15 protein-coding genes and 1 pseudogene are annotated in these 15,854 nt (G+C 47.4%); all 16 read left to right on the top strand.

The window, feature by feature from the left end:
• Positions 1-18 precede the first annotated feature (18 nt).
• Positions 19-1,500: a serine/threonine protein kinase gene (locus NR177_RS03835; protein ID WP_256852331.1), complete on the top strand. Its 1,482-nt coding sequence runs from the start codon at positions 19-21 to the stop codon at positions 1,498-1,500.
• Positions 1,501-1,570: 70 nt separating this feature from the next.
• Positions 1,571-1,835 (top strand): annotated as a pseudogene (locus NR177_RS03830) (contractile injection system protein, VgrG/Pvc8 family); the annotation flags it as partial.
• Between the two features lie 289 nt (positions 1,836-2,124).
• On the top strand, positions 2,125-3,204 hold the full coding sequence (gene tri1, locus NR177_RS03825; RefSeq protein ID WP_256852330.1) for an ADP-ribosylarginine hydrolase Tri1: 1,080 nt from the start codon (positions 2,125-2,127) through the stop codon (positions 3,202-3,204).
• A gap of 140 nt (positions 3,205-3,344) precedes the next feature.
• Positions 3,345-3,722: a hypothetical protein gene (locus NR177_RS03820; RefSeq protein ID WP_256852329.1), complete on the top strand. Its 378-nt coding sequence runs from the start codon at positions 3,345-3,347 to the stop codon at positions 3,720-3,722.
• Positions 3,723-3,823: 101 nt separating this feature from the next.
• Positions 3,824-4,216: a DUF3592 domain-containing protein gene (locus NR177_RS03815; RefSeq protein WP_256852328.1), complete on the top strand. Its 393-nt coding sequence runs from the start codon at positions 3,824-3,826 to the stop codon at positions 4,214-4,216.
• Between the two features lie 172 nt (positions 4,217-4,388).
• Entirely contained in the window at positions 4,389-4,766 is a 378-nt protein-coding gene (locus NR177_RS03810) for a hypothetical protein (RefSeq protein WP_256852327.1), read from the top strand.
• Between the two features lie 104 nt (positions 4,767-4,870).
• Positions 4,871-5,251 (top strand): hypothetical protein, encoded by a 381-nt coding sequence (locus NR177_RS03805; protein ID WP_256852326.1) that lies wholly within the window; start codon positions 4,871-4,873, stop codon positions 5,249-5,251.
• Between the two features lie 889 nt (positions 5,252-6,140).
• Positions 6,141-6,515 carry a DUF3592 domain-containing protein gene (locus NR177_RS03800; RefSeq protein WP_256852325.1) on the top strand — a complete coding sequence of 125 codons (375 nt, stop codon included), beginning with the start codon at positions 6,141-6,143 and terminating at the stop codon, positions 6,513-6,515.
• A gap of 210 nt (positions 6,516-6,725) precedes the next feature.
• On the top strand, positions 6,726-9,266 hold the full coding sequence (locus NR177_RS03795) for a DUF2169 domain-containing protein (protein ID WP_256852324.1): 2,541 nt from the start codon (positions 6,726-6,728) through the stop codon (positions 9,264-9,266).
• Complete coding sequence (locus NR177_RS03790) at positions 9,263-10,333, top strand: pentapeptide repeat-containing protein (RefSeq protein WP_256852323.1); 1,071 nt, start codon at positions 9,263-9,265, stop codon at positions 10,331-10,333. The genes NR177_RS03795 and NR177_RS03790 overlap by 4 nt, the downstream gene beginning before the upstream one ends.
• A gap of 12 nt (positions 10,334-10,345) precedes the next feature.
• On the top strand, positions 10,346-10,951 hold the full coding sequence (locus NR177_RS03785) for a DUF3540 domain-containing protein (RefSeq protein ID WP_109718314.1): 606 nt from the start codon (positions 10,346-10,348) through the stop codon (positions 10,949-10,951).
• A gap of 9 nt (positions 10,952-10,960) precedes the next feature.
• On the top strand, positions 10,961-11,353 hold the full coding sequence (locus NR177_RS03780; RefSeq protein ID WP_063880038.1) for a DUF4150 domain-containing protein: 393 nt from the start codon (positions 10,961-10,963) through the stop codon (positions 11,351-11,353).
• A gap of 45 nt (positions 11,354-11,398) precedes the next feature.
• Positions 11,399-13,963 carry a type VI secretion system Vgr family protein gene (locus tag NR177_RS03775; protein WP_256852322.1) on the top strand — a complete coding sequence of 855 codons (2,565 nt, stop codon included), beginning with the start codon at positions 11,399-11,401 and terminating at the stop codon, positions 13,961-13,963.
• Positions 13,938-14,459, top strand: coding sequence for a hypothetical protein (locus NR177_RS03770; RefSeq protein WP_256852321.1), 522 nt, complete (start codon positions 13,938-13,940; stop codon positions 14,457-14,459). Before NR177_RS03775 ends, NR177_RS03770 begins: the two co-directional genes overlap by 26 nt.
• Before the next feature lie 125 nt (positions 14,460-14,584).
• Complete coding sequence (locus tag NR177_RS03765) at positions 14,585-15,400, top strand: hypothetical protein (protein WP_256852320.1); 816 nt, start codon at positions 14,585-14,587, stop codon at positions 15,398-15,400.
• Positions 15,401-15,412: 12 nt separating this feature from the next.
• Entirely contained in the window at positions 15,413-15,853 is a 441-nt protein-coding gene (locus tag NR177_RS03760; RefSeq protein WP_256852319.1) for a DcrB-related protein, read from the top strand.
• Position 15,854 lies beyond the last annotated feature (1 nt).

Raw genomic sequence — 15,854 nt, 5'->3', positions numbered from 1 at the left:
ATCAGAGAGCTTTCGAATATGTCGGAAAATGATAATCACCAGAATGTACCCAATGCACTTCCGATTGGTTACCGGTTCAACGAATTTGAAATAAAAGATGTCATCGGTGGCGGCGGTTTCGGCATTGTCTATCGTGCCTGGGACCACCAGCTGGAGCGCGATATCGCCATTAAAGAGTTTATGCCTGCGTCGCTGGCCGTGCGCAGCGATGACCTGAACCTGGTATTGCGAAGTGAACGCTTCAGTAAAACCTTCCATGCGGGCCTGAACAGCTTTATTCAGGAAGCGCGTCTGCTGGCCCGTTTTAATCATCCCAACCTGCTACACGTTCTGCGCTTTTGGGTGCAAAACGACACGGCCTATATGGGCACGGTGTTCTACAGTGGCACGACGCTGTCTAACATGCGTGAGCGAAATCCTCATCTGATTGATGAAAACTGGATTCGTCGCCTGCTGCCACCGCTGTTGGGTGCCATCAAGACGATCCATGATGCGGGCTATCTGCATCGTGATATCTCGCTGGATAATATTCAAATCCAGAGCAACGGTGAGCCGGTATTACTGGACTTTGGTTCGGCACGTAAAACCATCGGTAATCTTTCTGATGAAAGTGAAACCATGCTGCGTCCGGGTTATGCGCCCATAGAACAATACAGCGATAACGATGAAAGCGAGCAGGGCGCGTGGACCGATATTTACGCTCTGGGCGCCGTACTGCACACATTAATCACTGGCGCACCGCCGCCGGTCAGTGTGGTGCGCAGTATTGAAGATAACTATCAACCTCTGGTGCAACGCGCGCCGGCCGGTTACAGCCAGACCTTGCTGGCCGCAGTTGATCGCGCGCTGGCGCTGAAACCGGAAGATCGTCCGCAGAGCATTGACGCTTTCGCGGCTTCAATGGTGCTGCCAGAAAAAGCACCTGAACCGCTGCCTGAAGTTAAGTACAGCGGGCCGGGCACCATGCTGGTACCAGTTCAGGAAGAGCAAGAGGATGAGACAGCGGCTGCACCTGCAACGCCGCTGAAAAAACTGATGCGTAACCGCTTTGCACTGCCTGGCCTGGTCGCGGCGGGCGTGCTGGTGGGGGTTTGCGTCGGTCTGATGATGGCGAGTGGCGATAAAGAGGCTGCTGAGCCTGCGACCGTTGCTCAGACAGAGACCGCGCCAGCAACGCCGGTGGCCTCTCAGCCTCCGGTCGAACAACCGGTAGCAACGCCAGCGCAAACCCAGACCGCACAGGCCGAACCGGAAAAACCACAGGAACCGGTTGCGCCACCGCCTGAACCCGTGGCACAGGTTTATATTAAGCTCCAGCCTGGCGAGCGTGTTGAGGTGAATGGTAAACCGCAGGCGGTTGTTCCGGCAGCCAACGGTTTTGCGGCATTTCAGCTGGCACCCGGCAATTACACGTTTTCTGTGACAGGCCAGCGTGGCGAACGCGAACAAACGTTGACCATTAATCAGGAAGGCGTTTGGTTACTTGATCCCCATAGTTAACAGGTATGTCTATGTCCTCACGTATAACTGTACAACTTCCCGCGGAAGGGCTGCTGTTCCGCTGTCTGAGGGCGTGCGTTATGCCGTGTGCGGACTGACGGATCTGTAGCCGATGAAGCGCGACCGCAACCTGCGCATCTTCCAGAGCCAGACGGTGTCGCAGATTGTGCAAACGCAGGGGTGAACGTGGAGACGCGCCTGGTGGGAAGCTACCGGGTGCGAGAATACTGCGTACAGTATCAGGAGAGCAGCTTCGATTTTTCAGCCAACTGATGGAGCTTGACGCGATTTATTACTTCTTCCGTCACGAGGCGTACAAGCATGCGCTGGAGCTGTTTTGAAGAGAACAGCTTCGCCAGCGTCGACGTAGGTACCATGCGGCACAACATCGACTTCACGGTGCTGCCGCCATGGACACTACCGGCTGCCTGAGTACAGATACCCTAAAACCATTTTGATGGCTCAATCAAAATGAATGTTGATAGCTATTCAGGGCGTGATATCACGTTTATTTCAAAATAAACGGAAAAAGAATCAGAGGTTTTATTCAAGCCACAACAAAGTTTTTTGTTACGAAAGAGGAGATATCAACGGGATTCTGTTAATTCATCTTAAGGAAGTACCGTGATCGATTTACATGAAAGTGACGAAGTTATCGACGAATATGCTCAGCGCTACCATGATTTGCTACCTGTAAGTACAAGGAAAGCTGTACAGTATGGTGAGGAGGTAGATGCTTCACAGTTCTCAGACTGGGGCAAAGATTTCCCACAATTAAATTCTGATATGGACGCGCTTGATCGAGCAAAAGGAGCGCTTATCGGTCTTGCAATTGGTGATGCTGTTGGGACCACACTTAAATTCAAACCCCGTGATTCAGAACATGTCTACGACATGGTCGGAGGAGGTCCATTCAAATTAAAACCAGGCCAATGGACTGATGACACTTCTATGGCTATCTGTCTGGCCGAAGCATGTTTAGAGTCTGGAAGGGTAGATATTAACCTTTTTAGGGATAAATTGGTTGAATGGTATAAAGGAGGGAAAAATAGCGTAAATCACCCTTGCTTTGATATTGGTAACACGACGCGTTATGCGCTTGAGCAATACATTATTCATGGTAAGGGATGGTACGGTAATACGAGTAAAAACACAGCGGGGAACGCGGGCTTAATAAGACAGTCTCCTGCGGTTATTTTTAAATGGAGATCTTTAAAAGAAATCCATTATGTTACAAAAAATCAAAGCAAGGCAACACATTGTGCTGCCGAATCACTGTTTTCATGCCAGTTGCATGGCTTTGTTTTATATATGCTATTAAATGGTTATGATAAAGAGACTGCTTTATCGCCTCACTGTATACCTTTAGTGTCAAGAGTTTTAATTATTAATGCTGGCGAGTATAAAAATAAAAGTCGCGACCAAATCCGTTCTGGTGGATATATTATTGATACCCTTGAAGCAGCCATGTGGTCAGTCTGGAACACCAATAATTTCAAAGATGCCATCCTTCTTGCTGCAAACCTGGGTGATGATGCAGGCAGTGTGGCAGCCACTGCGGGTCAAATCGCAGGTGCTTTATATGGCTATTCAGATATTCCTGAGGCGTGGTTAAATAAGTTAGTACAGAAGGAACGACTTGTCTCACTTTCTGAGTCATTGTTTCATTTTGGAGCAAATAAAAATAAAGTCTTTATGTTTTAAGTTGAACTTATTACGTTGCTGATTTTTCATATATATGACATCGGCAACATACAGTGGGTGAAAAATTATAAAATTTCAAATCGATAAATAAAGCCAGACGTATTTATTAGCGAAACTTATCTATTTATGTGAAGGTGAAAATGGGATTCCTAACTGAAACGCCGTTTATCATTGGCATTATAGTTACTGTCTGTGCGGTTACTCTTTCACTATCTATGTTAAAGCCTAATAAAGCACAGTTAACAGGTATCAAAGACTGGACTAAACGAGATAACTGGAGTGGAGAAGTAATCATTGTACCAGTTGATAGTTGGCATCAGAATGACTCAAAATATGGTAACGATTTCTTTTATGATTTTTGTTTTTTTGCAAATATCAATGGGGTCGAGAAAAAATATTGTGCAAAGGGTGTCGTAAGGCCCGATGATATACATAAAATTAAAAAAGGTATTAATGTGGCTGTTAAGTACAGCAAGGATACACCACCTAAAATGGCCGTGCTGAGCATAAGTGTTTAGAGAGAAATATGTTATCCCCTTTTTATTCAGTGATTACCTCGGGAGCTCTACACTGGAAATCTAAAACACTTACCTTATTTTCTTTGATTAAGAGATTGATAATGGATTTTTTTACCAGTAAGTGGTTTTATATTTCTCTCGCAATATCCATTGTGGTCTTTTTCGCTATTGCCAGAAATTTCAGCAATCACTTTCTTCCGCTTATAAAAGATGGTTTTGTTCAAAGTGCTGTTTTAAAAAATGGTATTGCAGTCAGTGCTGATATTGTTTCAGCCCAGCAGACTACCATGTGGGGTGGTAATAAACCGATTTATAAAATGACTTTCAGGTTTAAAACACAACAGAATCAAGAAGTAGAAGCCAGTATTCTGAAAGATCTTAGTTTTGAGGAAATTGAACGTTTTAAACCAGGGAATGGAACAACAATTAAGTACGACCCTAAAGATCCTCAGCGTATTGCTTTGTATGACAAACCCCTCATTCTGGAACGATAATGTATTTTTTATTGACTCACCTTTGGTTATCGGTGTCATTTTATCTTTAATAGCTGCGATAGCAGCTTTTTCAGTTCTAAAGGCTTAACAAGAATGGGGAACTATCAAAAAATCGGGAGCCCGGTGCCGCTATTGGTCTGCTTCACATGTTTATAAAAAGAGATTTTTGAGAATGATTCCTGATAATTTATCTCTATTGGCCATTGGTGTCACTGTGTTGCTTATTGTTGTCTCTTTAAAGGGGATTAAAGGGCAAAAAGAAGATTCTTTAGAAGTTAAATACTGGTTGTCCAGAAATTCTTGGCAAGGACACTTAGCGAAAGGAACATTACAGTCATGGAGACAGACATCTATAGTTAATAACTATGATCATTATTACTTGCTTACTTTTGAAGCTAACATTGGTGGATCTCAAGGGATTTACAAGGCTGCTACTGTGTTAAACGCATCAGAGGTGAGTAAATTGAGAAAAGGTTTCAGTTTGACTTTTAAGTATCAGGGAGTGCCACCTAAAAAAATTGCAGTTACTGATGTTTCTTTTGAAGATTGATTTTTAGAATGAAATTTGAAGTTTTTGCATTTAATAAATATTATTGAGAACACATATCTATGGAAAGCATTTTTTCTCTTCATGTGATTTAATAAAGATAATTTATGTCAATATTAAGTGTTATAAATATTGTTTTAACTATTTTAATTATTTTTGCATCTTATTATCTTGCGAATAAAATAGTACGAAGCTCTCATCAGTTTGAAAAAGCTGTCATCGAGAATGGCAGTGACGTGCAGATAACTATACTGTCGATGAAGCAAAACGGTCTTTTTCTGAACAATAATCCAGTGGTGGAGATGAGTTTGAGAGTAACAGACTCGCATGGGAAACGTTGGCTAGTCGAAAAACACGAAGAAACGGTAATACTAATTGCGCTTGATAAATATCAGGTTGGCGATGTGTATGACGGTAAGTTTGATATAAAAACCAGTAGCATTTTATTTGTTAAAGATGAGGATGGGAAACCAATAAGGGCTAAATAACAATATTAAGTTCTGCTTTTTATTGATGCCTGTGTATCTTTATCTGGTCATGTATGAAAATAGATTATGACTGATTTTATATAATTTTGCGCTGATATCTTAATTTTTAAATGTTGTTGTTATATTGAAATTTGTTTTTAGTGAATTTTACCTTTTGATTAATGTAACGTTCATCATGACTGAACTAAGCAGGTTATATATATGATTTTTATAACTGGGGCTCTTTTTGTGATTGGCGTTATCATTACGTTTGTGCGATTGCGATATCACTCTCTATGTTGAAGCCTAATAAATCACAATTCAAAGGGATTAAAGAGTAAACTACTCGTGACAATTGGTCAGGTAACGTGATCAATGTATCAAAATTAAATTGCTGCCAAAATGATGCCAAATACGGCGATGATTATTTCTATACTACCATTAATGATGTTAAGAAAAGATATTCTGCCATGTGTGCCGTAAAATCCAGTCAAATACATAAAATAAAAAAAAGGACTTAAGCTTTCTGTCAAATACGGTTGTGATAATTCACCTAAGATGGCTGTGGTTAATCTGGGAAAAGATTTATTGCCCTATAATTTTAAAGGTTTCCACGGATGGCCTTCATCCGGTGAATGACCATGTTGGGTAATAAATGCCAATTCGCACTAGTGAAGCCATGTTAGTAGTTTATTGAGTTTTGCTATTTAAAGTGCTGATATTATAGCGTTGAGTATGTCATTTACACCATTGAGTTTTGGTTTGACAGATATCAAATTAGAAAATACCCCTGTCACAATACATTTCGGCAATGGTATGAAAATACTTATGGCTTGCGTTGGGTTTAATTCATTGGCTATGAGTTTAAAGGCTGCGACCGCATTTATAATGGTTTACCTGAGAAAAATTCATGAAGATTATTGCAAATATTATAGCAACTTCTGGATTGGTTATTTTTGTTTGTATTATTTCATCGTTAATTGTTCGCGATTTTAGAAATAAAAAAGACAAGGAAAACATCATTGCTAACGGAGTTGATACTCAGGCTGTGATAACCAATGCATACGGTCGCTCGGGAGGCAATTCAGGTTTTATTAATGTGACATTGACTCTGGAGTTTCGAACGGAAAATGGTGAGGATGTAAAAATTAAAAAGGATTCAGTCATAAACTCTATGGAAGTAAGTAAATACCAACCTGGCGCCAAAGTAAAAATCAGGTATTATAAGTCTGATCCTAAAAAAATAATTTTAGATATTCCCAATCCTCTTCAATCAAGGAAGTAACCTCAGTTCAGTTGTGAGGATGAGGGAAAGAGGGTAAGTGAATGCTATCTTTTTAATCTTGAATGGCTTTTATCTTCTAATGTTTAGATTCTTGAATTGATTTTTTGGATTTAACCTAAATGTAGCTATTAATTTAAATAATTATCTAAAGCAAATTCAGGATTACACTTGGTGTTTCTTTAATATGCCGTTCTTAAAGGGGGCCCAGGCATGAAAATTATTAAACCTCTCCGCCTGAGCGTACTTAATCGTCCTTTTCGCTGGCAGGGTAAAAACCATCTTGGCGTCACCGTGCTGGCGTTAGCCGATTTGAGTGATAACCCGAAGCTCCGCCCGGAAATGGAGCTTTGGCAACTGGCTGCCAGCGAGTTACAGACCAGTGGCGGCGTCCTTGATTTGGCCATCCCGAAAGTGTGTGCTGAGTTTCTGGCGACGGGCAATGCCTATACACATCATCAAAGCGATAAAACCGCCTGCGCGGCAAAGATTGAAGTCGATACGCTAAGCAAGTCGCTGGCGGTATTTGGCGATCGCTACTGGGTTGGAAATAACATCACAGCGCCTCAGCCTTTTGAACAGATGCGGCTTGACTGGAGTCGCGCTTTTGGCGGTGAAGGCCATGATGACAATCCTTATGGAATTGGCATTCACCCCGAGGTGCATCAGGGCCATGAGTTCGTCCGCTTACCTAACATCGAAGCGATGAGCGGACCTCTTACTCAGCCTAAACAAAAGCCTGAGCCTGCGGGGTTTGGTCCGCTGGATATTAGCTGGCCACGACGTTTTAGTCGTATGGGAAAAAAATACGATTCTAGTTGGTTACAAAATGATTTTCCCGGTTTTGCGCGCGATATCGACTGGAAAGTCTTTAATGCTGCCAGTCCTGATCAATGGTGGGCAGATCGCGATACCTTACCTGAGCAAGCTGCCTGGCGAATCTGGAATATGCATCCGCAAAAGCCGATGCAGGAGGGCAAACTTCCTCCCTGGCAGGCACGCTGCTTTATTAATCGTCAGCGCGAAGATGAAACACTGTTTGAGGAAATTGCACTGCGCGCAACCACGGTATGGTTCTTTCCTCATCTGGAGCAAATGGTTCTGTTATGGCAAGGGAACACGCGCATCAATGAAGATGACGCGGCTGATGTCTTGCAGTTGATGCCCGCGTTGGAAAAACGGGGAGCACCACGCTCAGTTAATCACTATCGTAAGGTGCTCACGCAACGCCTGGATAAAGAAAACGGCGCGCTGTTTTCATTTCGCGAAAAAGATCTTATCCCTGATGAGACCATCGGGCCCTGGATTGATAATCAGGTCGAGCAAACCCCCAGTCCGATGCGGGATAACATGCAAACGCGGGCAAAACATCTCCGAGAGCAGCATCGTGCGCGTATTGAGGCATCCGGCGGGGATGTGGGTGACTTGCTTAACGAACCCGATGAACCCGAGCTACCCAAACTGGAAGACTTGCCGGAATTTATCGAAAAGATGAACCGCCAGGCCGACGAGATGAAAGCGCGGGCAGAGCAACGTAAGCGCGAGATAGAGGCCCGTTATCCGCAAAGCGAAAGTGACGAGCATCAGCCACGCGGTCCGGAAACACTGTTCCGTATGCAAGAAATGCTGCAGCGCAACAAGGATAGCCTGAGTGAGAAGACGCTGGCACAGATGCGTGATGCTCTCCATCAAATGTATCTCATGTCTGTTAAAAGCCAGCCACCAGCGCTGCGTCTGAAAGGCGATCTGGCACTGATAATTCGTCAACGCGCGGAACGAACGCTGGCACAGGGCGGCAACTTTAGCGGTATGGATCTTACCGGCGCTGACTTTTCTGGTATGGATCTTCGGGGAGCCGACTTTAGTAAGACGCTGCTGGAATGCGCCGATTTAAGTCACTGCCAACTGGACGGTGCCAATTTTCAGAGTGCGATGCTGGCGCGCACCGAACTGCATCATGCTTCCCTGCGCGGTTGTAATTTTGAAAACGCGAGTTTTGCCCTGGCACAGTGCTGTCAAAGTGATTTCTCCGGCGCACACTTTAAAGATACGCAGTTGCAAGAAACGCTCTTCGATGAGTGTACGTTTAATGAAGCGACTTTCAGTGAATTGTTGTTCCGGGAAACCTGGTTTACCCAATGCCACTTTCAGCGCGCTATTATGGCGTCTTGCGTGTTTATGGAACTCAGCCTTCCAGGCCTGGACTTTACAGAGGCGAAGCTCAGCAAAACGACGTTTTTAAAATCCACGCTTGCACAAGCCATATTTAACCGCGCTGAATTAGATAGCTGCTCATGGGTTGAAACCCAGGCAGATGGGGCCAGTTTCAGCGGATCAACCTGGTTGACCTGCGCGGTCGCTTCCGGGAGTTCCCTCAATGGCGCAGATTTTACCCACGCCACGCTGCGACAAAGTAATCTGCGCCAGACTCCACTCAATGGTGCAGATTTTACCCTGGCGAAACTGGAGAACAGTGACCTAAGTGAGGCTGTCTGCCAGTGTGCGAATTTCCAGCGTGCGAACCTGGCAGATAGCCTGTTTGTGCGCACCGATTTTCGGGAAGCAAACTTCACTGATGCCAATCTGATGGGGGCGATACTGCAAAAAAGTCAGTTGGGTGGTGCTCGTTTCCCTGGTGCTAATCTGTTTCGTGCCGATCTTTCCCAGGCATTTACCAGCAACACCACTCAGATCGATGGCGCCTGGACCAAACGAATTAAAACGTTACCGAAGCGTGATGGAGAAATTGTATGACCACGCTTAGCGCCGCTGATTTACAGCAGCGAATCAAACAAGGCCATCTGATCAGTGATGTGAAACTGGATGAACTGGATTTACGCGGATGCGATCTTTCAGGTGGTATATTCCAAAATGTTTCACTGGCCCGATCCAACTTTACGGGTGCCAATCTTCAGGAAGCCGTTTTCACCGAATGCCAGCTGTCTCAATCCGACCTGGGTAATGCGAAGCTTGATCGGACAGTGTTTAATCAGTGCGAAATGTCTGGATTGACTGTCAGAGAAACGCGTCTTAACGAAACTATGTTTAACGAGTGTGAACTCACGGGTAGCGATTTTACGCACAGTCGTTTGTTTACCACGCAGTTTATGAAATGTCCGCTTAACCACAGCGATTTCACCCAGGTGGAGCTTGACCGCAGTCTGTTTTTTGAATCACCGCTGGGTGAATGCCGCTTCGATGGCTGTAAAAGTTTGCTCACGACCTTTTACGGTATTGATTTACGTCAGACCGGCATGAGCGCAGGTGCATTTGAACGCACGGTATTTTTTAAGTGCGATCAACGTGAAAAGAATTATGCACAGCAACGTTTTATTGGCTGCCAGTTCATGGACTGCGCGCTCGATGAAGCACAGTTCAATGGTGCTCAACTTTCACAATGTAATTTTAAAGGCGCTTCGCTTAAAGCCGCTCAGCTCAATCAGGTGAACGCCAGCCAGGCACTGTTCATGGAAGCAGACCTCACTGGAGCACAGTGCAAAGGGAGCCTTTTCGATCAGGCCATTTTTGTCGGTGCAATCATGGAGCATACAGATTTTACGGGCAGCCGTTTTTTCCAAAGCATCCTGCAGCAGGTAAAGGCCTCTCAGGCGTTGTTCATTCGTTGCGATTTGACGTACAGCGATTTTACCGGCGCAGATATATGCAAGGCAGATTTACGCGGTGCTACCTTTTCCCGAACGCGCATGCATCGGGCGCGCCAGGAGAATGCGCAATTCTCTGGTCGTCAGGGCATTATTGAATTTGATGAAGAATTACTGGCAGCTGAAGCATGGAGCGCACAGCGCCAGAGCCGCAGTTGAGGAGATCAAGAAATGAATAGTGTCAATCATACGCTGGCAAAAGCCATTTTACCTCCAGTGCAGGCGGCTGGCGTTGTCACGCACAGCTTCGCCGATGGCAGCCTGACTGTTGAGTGTGAAGGCCGAGGCTGGCATTGTCGCCGTGCTGCAAGTTGCGTGATTGTGCCGCAAACCGGTGACACAGTTTTAATCACCAGTGTCGAAAATCAGATCTGGCTACTGGCTGTGCTGGAGCGTGCCGATCCGCAAAAGGCGGAACTCAGCATACCTGGCGATTTGCATATCAACAGTGTGGGTGAGCTGAGTTTAAGCAGTGCCGCTCTGCGCGTTAGCGCTGAACAGGGTGATTGCCATATCAACGAGATGAATTACAGTGGTGACAAGCTGTCGGCATGGATCAGTCTTTCACGCATCGTTGGAAAACGAGCAGAATCCGTATGGCAGACCATTACCCAGATTAGCCATAACCTGCTGCGTACCACACACAACACCGAACAAGTTCGTGCTGGGCAACTTGATATGAAAGCGGAAGATTACGCACGTTTGCATGCTCACAATACGGTAATCACCTCGAAAGCGATAACCAAAGTGGATTCCGAACAGATTCATATGGGTTAAGGAGTAAACATGTTTGCAAATTGTCAGCTTTTTGGTGTGGATCTGGCTTTCCCGGATGTGTGCCTGACGCCGACGCCCGCACCGGTGCCTGTTCCTTATCCAGATATCGCGTTGGGGCCAACGGCAATCCCCAATGCGCTAAATATACTTTTTATGGGAATGCCCGCGCATAATATGGCAACCGTAACGCCACTTACTAACGGTGATAACCCAGGCGTCGCAACCGGTGTGGCATCGGGAACGGTCATGGGACCCTCGCGTCATCTTACCGGTTCATTCACGGTGTTATTGAAAGGCACGCCGGCAACGCGGCTGACGAGCATGAGTCTGCAAAATTCAACGAATGCGATCGGGATGCGTATTGTTCCCAGCCAGTTCAAAGTATTGATGCTTGCGCCTTAACGCGTACCCCTTTTTACCAACCCTTTTCTGACAGGGATGAATTTTATGTTTTCACGCATTACAGTCCAGTTACCCGCACAAGGACTGCTGTTCCGACGTCTGAGCGGCAGCGAAGCGCTGTCCCAGTCTTTCGTGCTGCAAGCGGAGCTGCTCTCCACCGACGCGCGCATTGACCGCCAGTCGCTGCTGGGCAAGCCGGTCACGTTCACGCTGCCGACGGACGGCCTGATGAGTGCGGTGAATCCGCGTTACATCAACGGCAAAGTTACTCAGATAGGCGTGCGCAGCGAGGAGCTGGGCGGCGTGCGTTATGCGGTGTACGGGCTGACGGTGGAGTCGGATCTGTGGCCGATGAAGCGCGACCGCAACCTGCGCATCTTCCAGAGCCAGACGGTGCCGCAGATTGTGCAGACGCTGCTGAAGGAGTACGGGGTAAACGTGGAGACGCGGCTGGCGGGAAGCTACCGGGTGTGGGAATACTGCGTGCAGTATCAGGAGAGCAGCTTCGACTTTATCAGCCGGCTGATGGAACTGGAGGGGATGTACTACTTCTTCCGTCACGAGGCGGACAAGCACACGCTGGTGCTGTGCGACGCGCCGGACCAGCATCAGGCGTTCCCGGGCTACGAAACGATAGCCTACCACGTGACGCCGTCGGGCGGCAGCGTGACGGAAGAGGGCGTGAGCCAGTGGGCGCTGTCGGAAAGCGTGACGCCGGGGATGTACAGCACGGACGACTACGACTTCCGCAAGCCGAACGCGTGGATGCTGCAGGCGCGGCAGAACCCGGTGTCGCCGACCCCGGGTTCGGTGGACGTGTACGACTGGCCGGGTCGCTTCGTGGAGCACGGTCACGGCGAGTACTACGCGCGCATCCGCCAGGAGGTGTGGCAGGTGGAGCACCACATGGTGAGCGGGAGCGGTACGGCAACGGGCATCGCGCCGGGGTACACTTTTTCGCTGCTGAACGCGCCGCACTTCAGCGACAACGGCAAATACCTGGTGACGTCGGCGCACTACGACTTTGAAGAGAACAGCTACGCCAGCGGCGACGTGGGTGCCACGCGGCACAACATCGACTTCACGGTGCTGCCGGCGGCGGTGACGTACCGTGCGAAGCCGGACACGCCGTGGCCGAAGACGCACGGCCCGCAGACGGCGAAGGTGGTGGGGCCGAAAGGCGAGAGCATCTGGACGGACAAATACGGCCGGGTGAAGGTGAAGTTTCACTGGGACCGTCTGGCGAAGGGAGACGACACGAGTTCGTGCTGGGTGCGGGTGTCAAGCGCCTGGGCGGGCCAGGGCTTCGGCGGGGTGCAGATCCCGCGCGTCAACGATGAGGTCGTCGTGGACTTCATCAACGGCGATCCAGACCGTCCGTTGATCATTGGCCGTGTTTATAACGAAGCCAGTATGCCGCCATGGGCACTACCGGCTGCCGCCACACAAATGGGCTTTCTGAGTCGCTCGAAAGACGGCACTGCGGATACCGCGAATGCATTACGCTTTGAGGATAAGGCGGGCGAGGAGCATTTGTGGATCCAGGCGCAGAAGAACATGGATACCAATGTCAAAAATGATGAAACGCATAGTGTGGGTGGAGAACGGAGCCACTATGTAGCGAAAAGCGAGCTGCATCGTGTCGAAGTTAATCAGATTCAGGCTGTTAAAGGCGATACCGAAATTCTGACCGGTAAAGGTAAAGTTGATGCCGTAGTCGAAAAGTATGTTCTGGCGTCGGGCACTCAGCTACGTCTTGTGTCGGGTGAAAGTGCCATCGAACTGAACGCCAATGGCACTATCAATCTGATCGGCAAAGATTTCAATTTCTTCGTGGAGAAGGACGGCAATATTACCACGGGTGGAAAACTGAATCTGAACACCGAAGGGGCGCAACCGGGAACCTCTGCGCCAGGAGCGGGGCATAAAGGCGATATCAGCGCGGCTGTTCAGGAGAAATTTACGCCGGGAAAGCCTGAAAGGGCAGGTGCGCTGGCAAGCGCACCTGCTGACGCTTCAAACAATGTAGCTAATCCGTCTGGCGTTCAAACCCCATCTTTTAGCGGTTATGGCAAAGATGTCGACAATTTGGTTGAGAAATCACCTACCATGAAACAGGATATCACCACGCTGAAAAAGCGTGGATGGGTGTTTAAAGAAGGTGAGGCCGGTAAGGGGACTTCAGCGGATCGTCAGGGCCGTATCATCACAGTCGATAAAAGCCAGATGAATAACGCCGCTAACGTCGTACAGTCGCTGTCACATGAGAGTGGACATGCTCTTTATAAACCCAATATTGATCTGAGTTCTAAGAATAGTTACCTGAACAGTACACTCAGTGATGAAGGCGCTGCCACACTAAATAATATTCGTGTACAGCGCGAAATCATTGCCCATCAGGGCGGAGACATTGGTATAGCAGGCAACGCTGCGAACCAAAAGGATTACAATGGTATCTTCGACTCTCTGCAAAAAGGGGACATCACTGAGAGTGACGCGAGGATGAAGATCGGGCGTATATTCGGAAAGGGTGAAAAGACCTCCACGACCAATGAGTTATACGAGGATTATTATGGAGGTTGGTATGATAAAAATTACCCGGCAAAGTAAACTAGCAATAATGTTACTGGCAGGTTTTTTTTCAATAAACGGATTAGTGGAAGCAAAAATGCAAGCAAATGATATATGGAGCTTTGTCGCGCAAATGCGTTCCAACGTAAAAAGTTTGTCTGTACAAAATATCCACAATGCCCCACTGGCGTTCACATTACAAAGTCAGAATGAATATATCAATTTTTACCGGGCTGATCAGGTCAGGCTTAAAGATACTTTGTTGATCAATGATATTGAGTTACGTCTGAGTAAAACCTCTGACGGCATGGCACCTTTTTTTAGTTTTTCGCCACAAGGTAAATGCATCACACTGAATGAAATCAAAAAACACTATCAGGCGATCCGGTTAACGGATTACCCACGTGGTCAGTCTGAACATGAGCTTACCAGCTATACATCATCCCCTGATACCAACGGGCAGGTTATCACCTTTTCATTCACGGTTAAAAATCCGGACTGCCTGAGTAGAGTGATTATTACTACGGAAGAGTAAATTAGCTGCTACATACAATGATGCTCTGGTACAAAGCTCGGCAGTAATTGTTGTCTTTTTATGCGATGATCTGGCTTGAATAATCCTCTCTCATTAGAAAATATATGACGTTAAACAGGTTGTTTTTGACACTGGCGTTTTTATTCACGCCTGTTTTAAGTCTGGCAAATACTCTGTCGACAGAGACGGTGCCTCCACTGAGCGATAACGATTTCTCTGTCCTGCTAAACGACTATGCCTTCACGCCTGGCGACGCATGGAGCAATCAAAGCTTCATACGCGCAGGCAAAGCCCTGAGTTCAGTTGTGGCCGGAGAAGTGGTCATCAATGAGCAGCGCTACAACTATTACCAACACAGCTATGACGGCTTTGAGTTATTCAGCGCGACGGCGGTTGGGAACGACAGCCATGCAATTCTGGCAGAGATCCTATTGGACGGTGCCAGCGTGCCGACGGCTCGAAATATAATCGTCGGCGATAGCATGGAACAGGTTCAGAAAGCCTATGGACCCGGAAAAGAAGACAACAGTGATAATCAGCACTGGCTTATCTATAAGATGGGTGAGAAGCAGTTGATGTTCGAAATTGACCAGCAAAAAGTCAGTCACATCATGTTGAATACCACCATGAGTGCAGAGCAACATGAAATCAGCGCTGATCAGGCTATCGCCGTAGCGACGGACGCGATTCATACTTATCACCTCACCGCGCTTGATGATCAATGTCTGAGATACGACCTGGATGACACCAGTGAGAAGGCGTTCTACATCATTACAGTTCGTGAAGATAACCACGACGTCAGTTGCGGCGGGGACCCGGATATTTCTCCCCGGCTTTTTGATATCAAAGTTGCTCGTGATAACACACAGATACTCACAAATGCCGATAACGCTGATGGCGATTATCGTAGCCTGGTTCCACCCGCCACAAACAATCAATAAAACGGACACCCTATGAATTATCAGTTTAATGAAGGCGCTTTTGCGCTGTTTCCTGCTGCCTGGCAGGACACCACCATGAATATTTTGCGGGATGACGCCAGCGGACTGGCATTAGTGGTGAGCCGGGGTGTGATTCCTGAGGACAGCGATGCGGAAAAAGAGTTTCAACGTCAGTGGGACACGTTGCGCAGCCAGATGGGTCACATTCAGCAGACTGAGTTTGTTCGGGTTACGGCTGGCGCGGATAACGCTTTGCGTGCGATAGAAGTTGAAACCGCATTCGATCGTAACGGACAAGCCGTGTGGCAGCGACAGTTGGCGGCCCGGGTTCCGGATAGCAACATCTTAATGATTTTTACCCTCTCCGCGATGCGCGCCTTCAGTGAAGAAGACGGCCAGCGCTGGAGTGCCTTCAAACAAAGCCTGAGTCTGAACAACCCGCGGAAAGCATAAG

This window comes from Pantoea sp. Fr+CA_20 (assembly GCF_024520835.1).
GTDB classification, from domain to species: Bacteria; Pseudomonadota; Gammaproteobacteria; order Enterobacterales; family Enterobacteriaceae; genus Pantoea; species Pantoea allii.
The sequence above is the reverse complement of the archived record's forward strand: the minus strand, read 5'-3'. Positions and strand labels throughout refer to the sequence as shown.

Bases quoted from the DNA above. Each gene is read 5' to 3' on its own strand.
- NR177_RS03795 (WP_256852324.1), top strand. From the start codon at position 6,726: ATGAAAATTATTAAACCTCTCCGCCTGAGCGTACTTAATCGTCCTTTT.
- NR177_RS03790 (WP_256852323.1), top strand. From the start codon at position 9,263: ATGACCACGCTTAGCGCCGCTGATTTACAGCAGCGAATCAAACAAGGC.
- NR177_RS03775 (WP_256852322.1), top strand. From the start codon at position 11,399: ATGTTTTCACGCATTACAGTCCAGTTACCCGCACAAGGACTGCTGTTC.
- NR177_RS03805 (WP_256852326.1), top strand. From the start codon at position 4,871: ATGTCAATATTAAGTGTTATAAATATTGTTTTAACTATTTTAATTATT.
- NR177_RS03835 (WP_256852331.1), top strand. From the start codon at position 19: ATGTCGGAAAATGATAATCACCAGAATGTACCCAATGCACTTCCGATT.
- NR177_RS03800 (WP_256852325.1), top strand. From the start codon at position 6,141: ATGAAGATTATTGCAAATATTATAGCAACTTCTGGATTGGTTATTTTT.
- NR177_RS03810 (WP_256852327.1), top strand. From the start codon at position 4,389: ATGATTCCTGATAATTTATCTCTATTGGCCATTGGTGTCACTGTGTTG.
- NR177_RS03785 (WP_109718314.1), top strand. From the start codon at position 10,346: ATGAATAGTGTCAATCATACGCTGGCAAAAGCCATTTTACCTCCAGTG.
- NR177_RS03820 (WP_256852329.1), top strand. From the start codon at position 3,345: ATGGGATTCCTAACTGAAACGCCGTTTATCATTGGCATTATAGTTACT.
- NR177_RS03815 (WP_256852328.1), top strand. From the start codon at position 3,824: ATGGATTTTTTTACCAGTAAGTGGTTTTATATTTCTCTCGCAATATCC.
- NR177_RS03780 (WP_063880038.1), top strand. From the start codon at position 10,961: ATGTTTGCAAATTGTCAGCTTTTTGGTGTGGATCTGGCTTTCCCGGAT.
- NR177_RS03760 (WP_256852319.1), top strand. From the start codon at position 15,413: ATGAATTATCAGTTTAATGAAGGCGCTTTTGCGCTGTTTCCTGCTGCC.
- NR177_RS03770 (WP_256852321.1), top strand. From the start codon at position 13,938: ATGATAAAAATTACCCGGCAAAGTAAACTAGCAATAATGTTACTGGCA.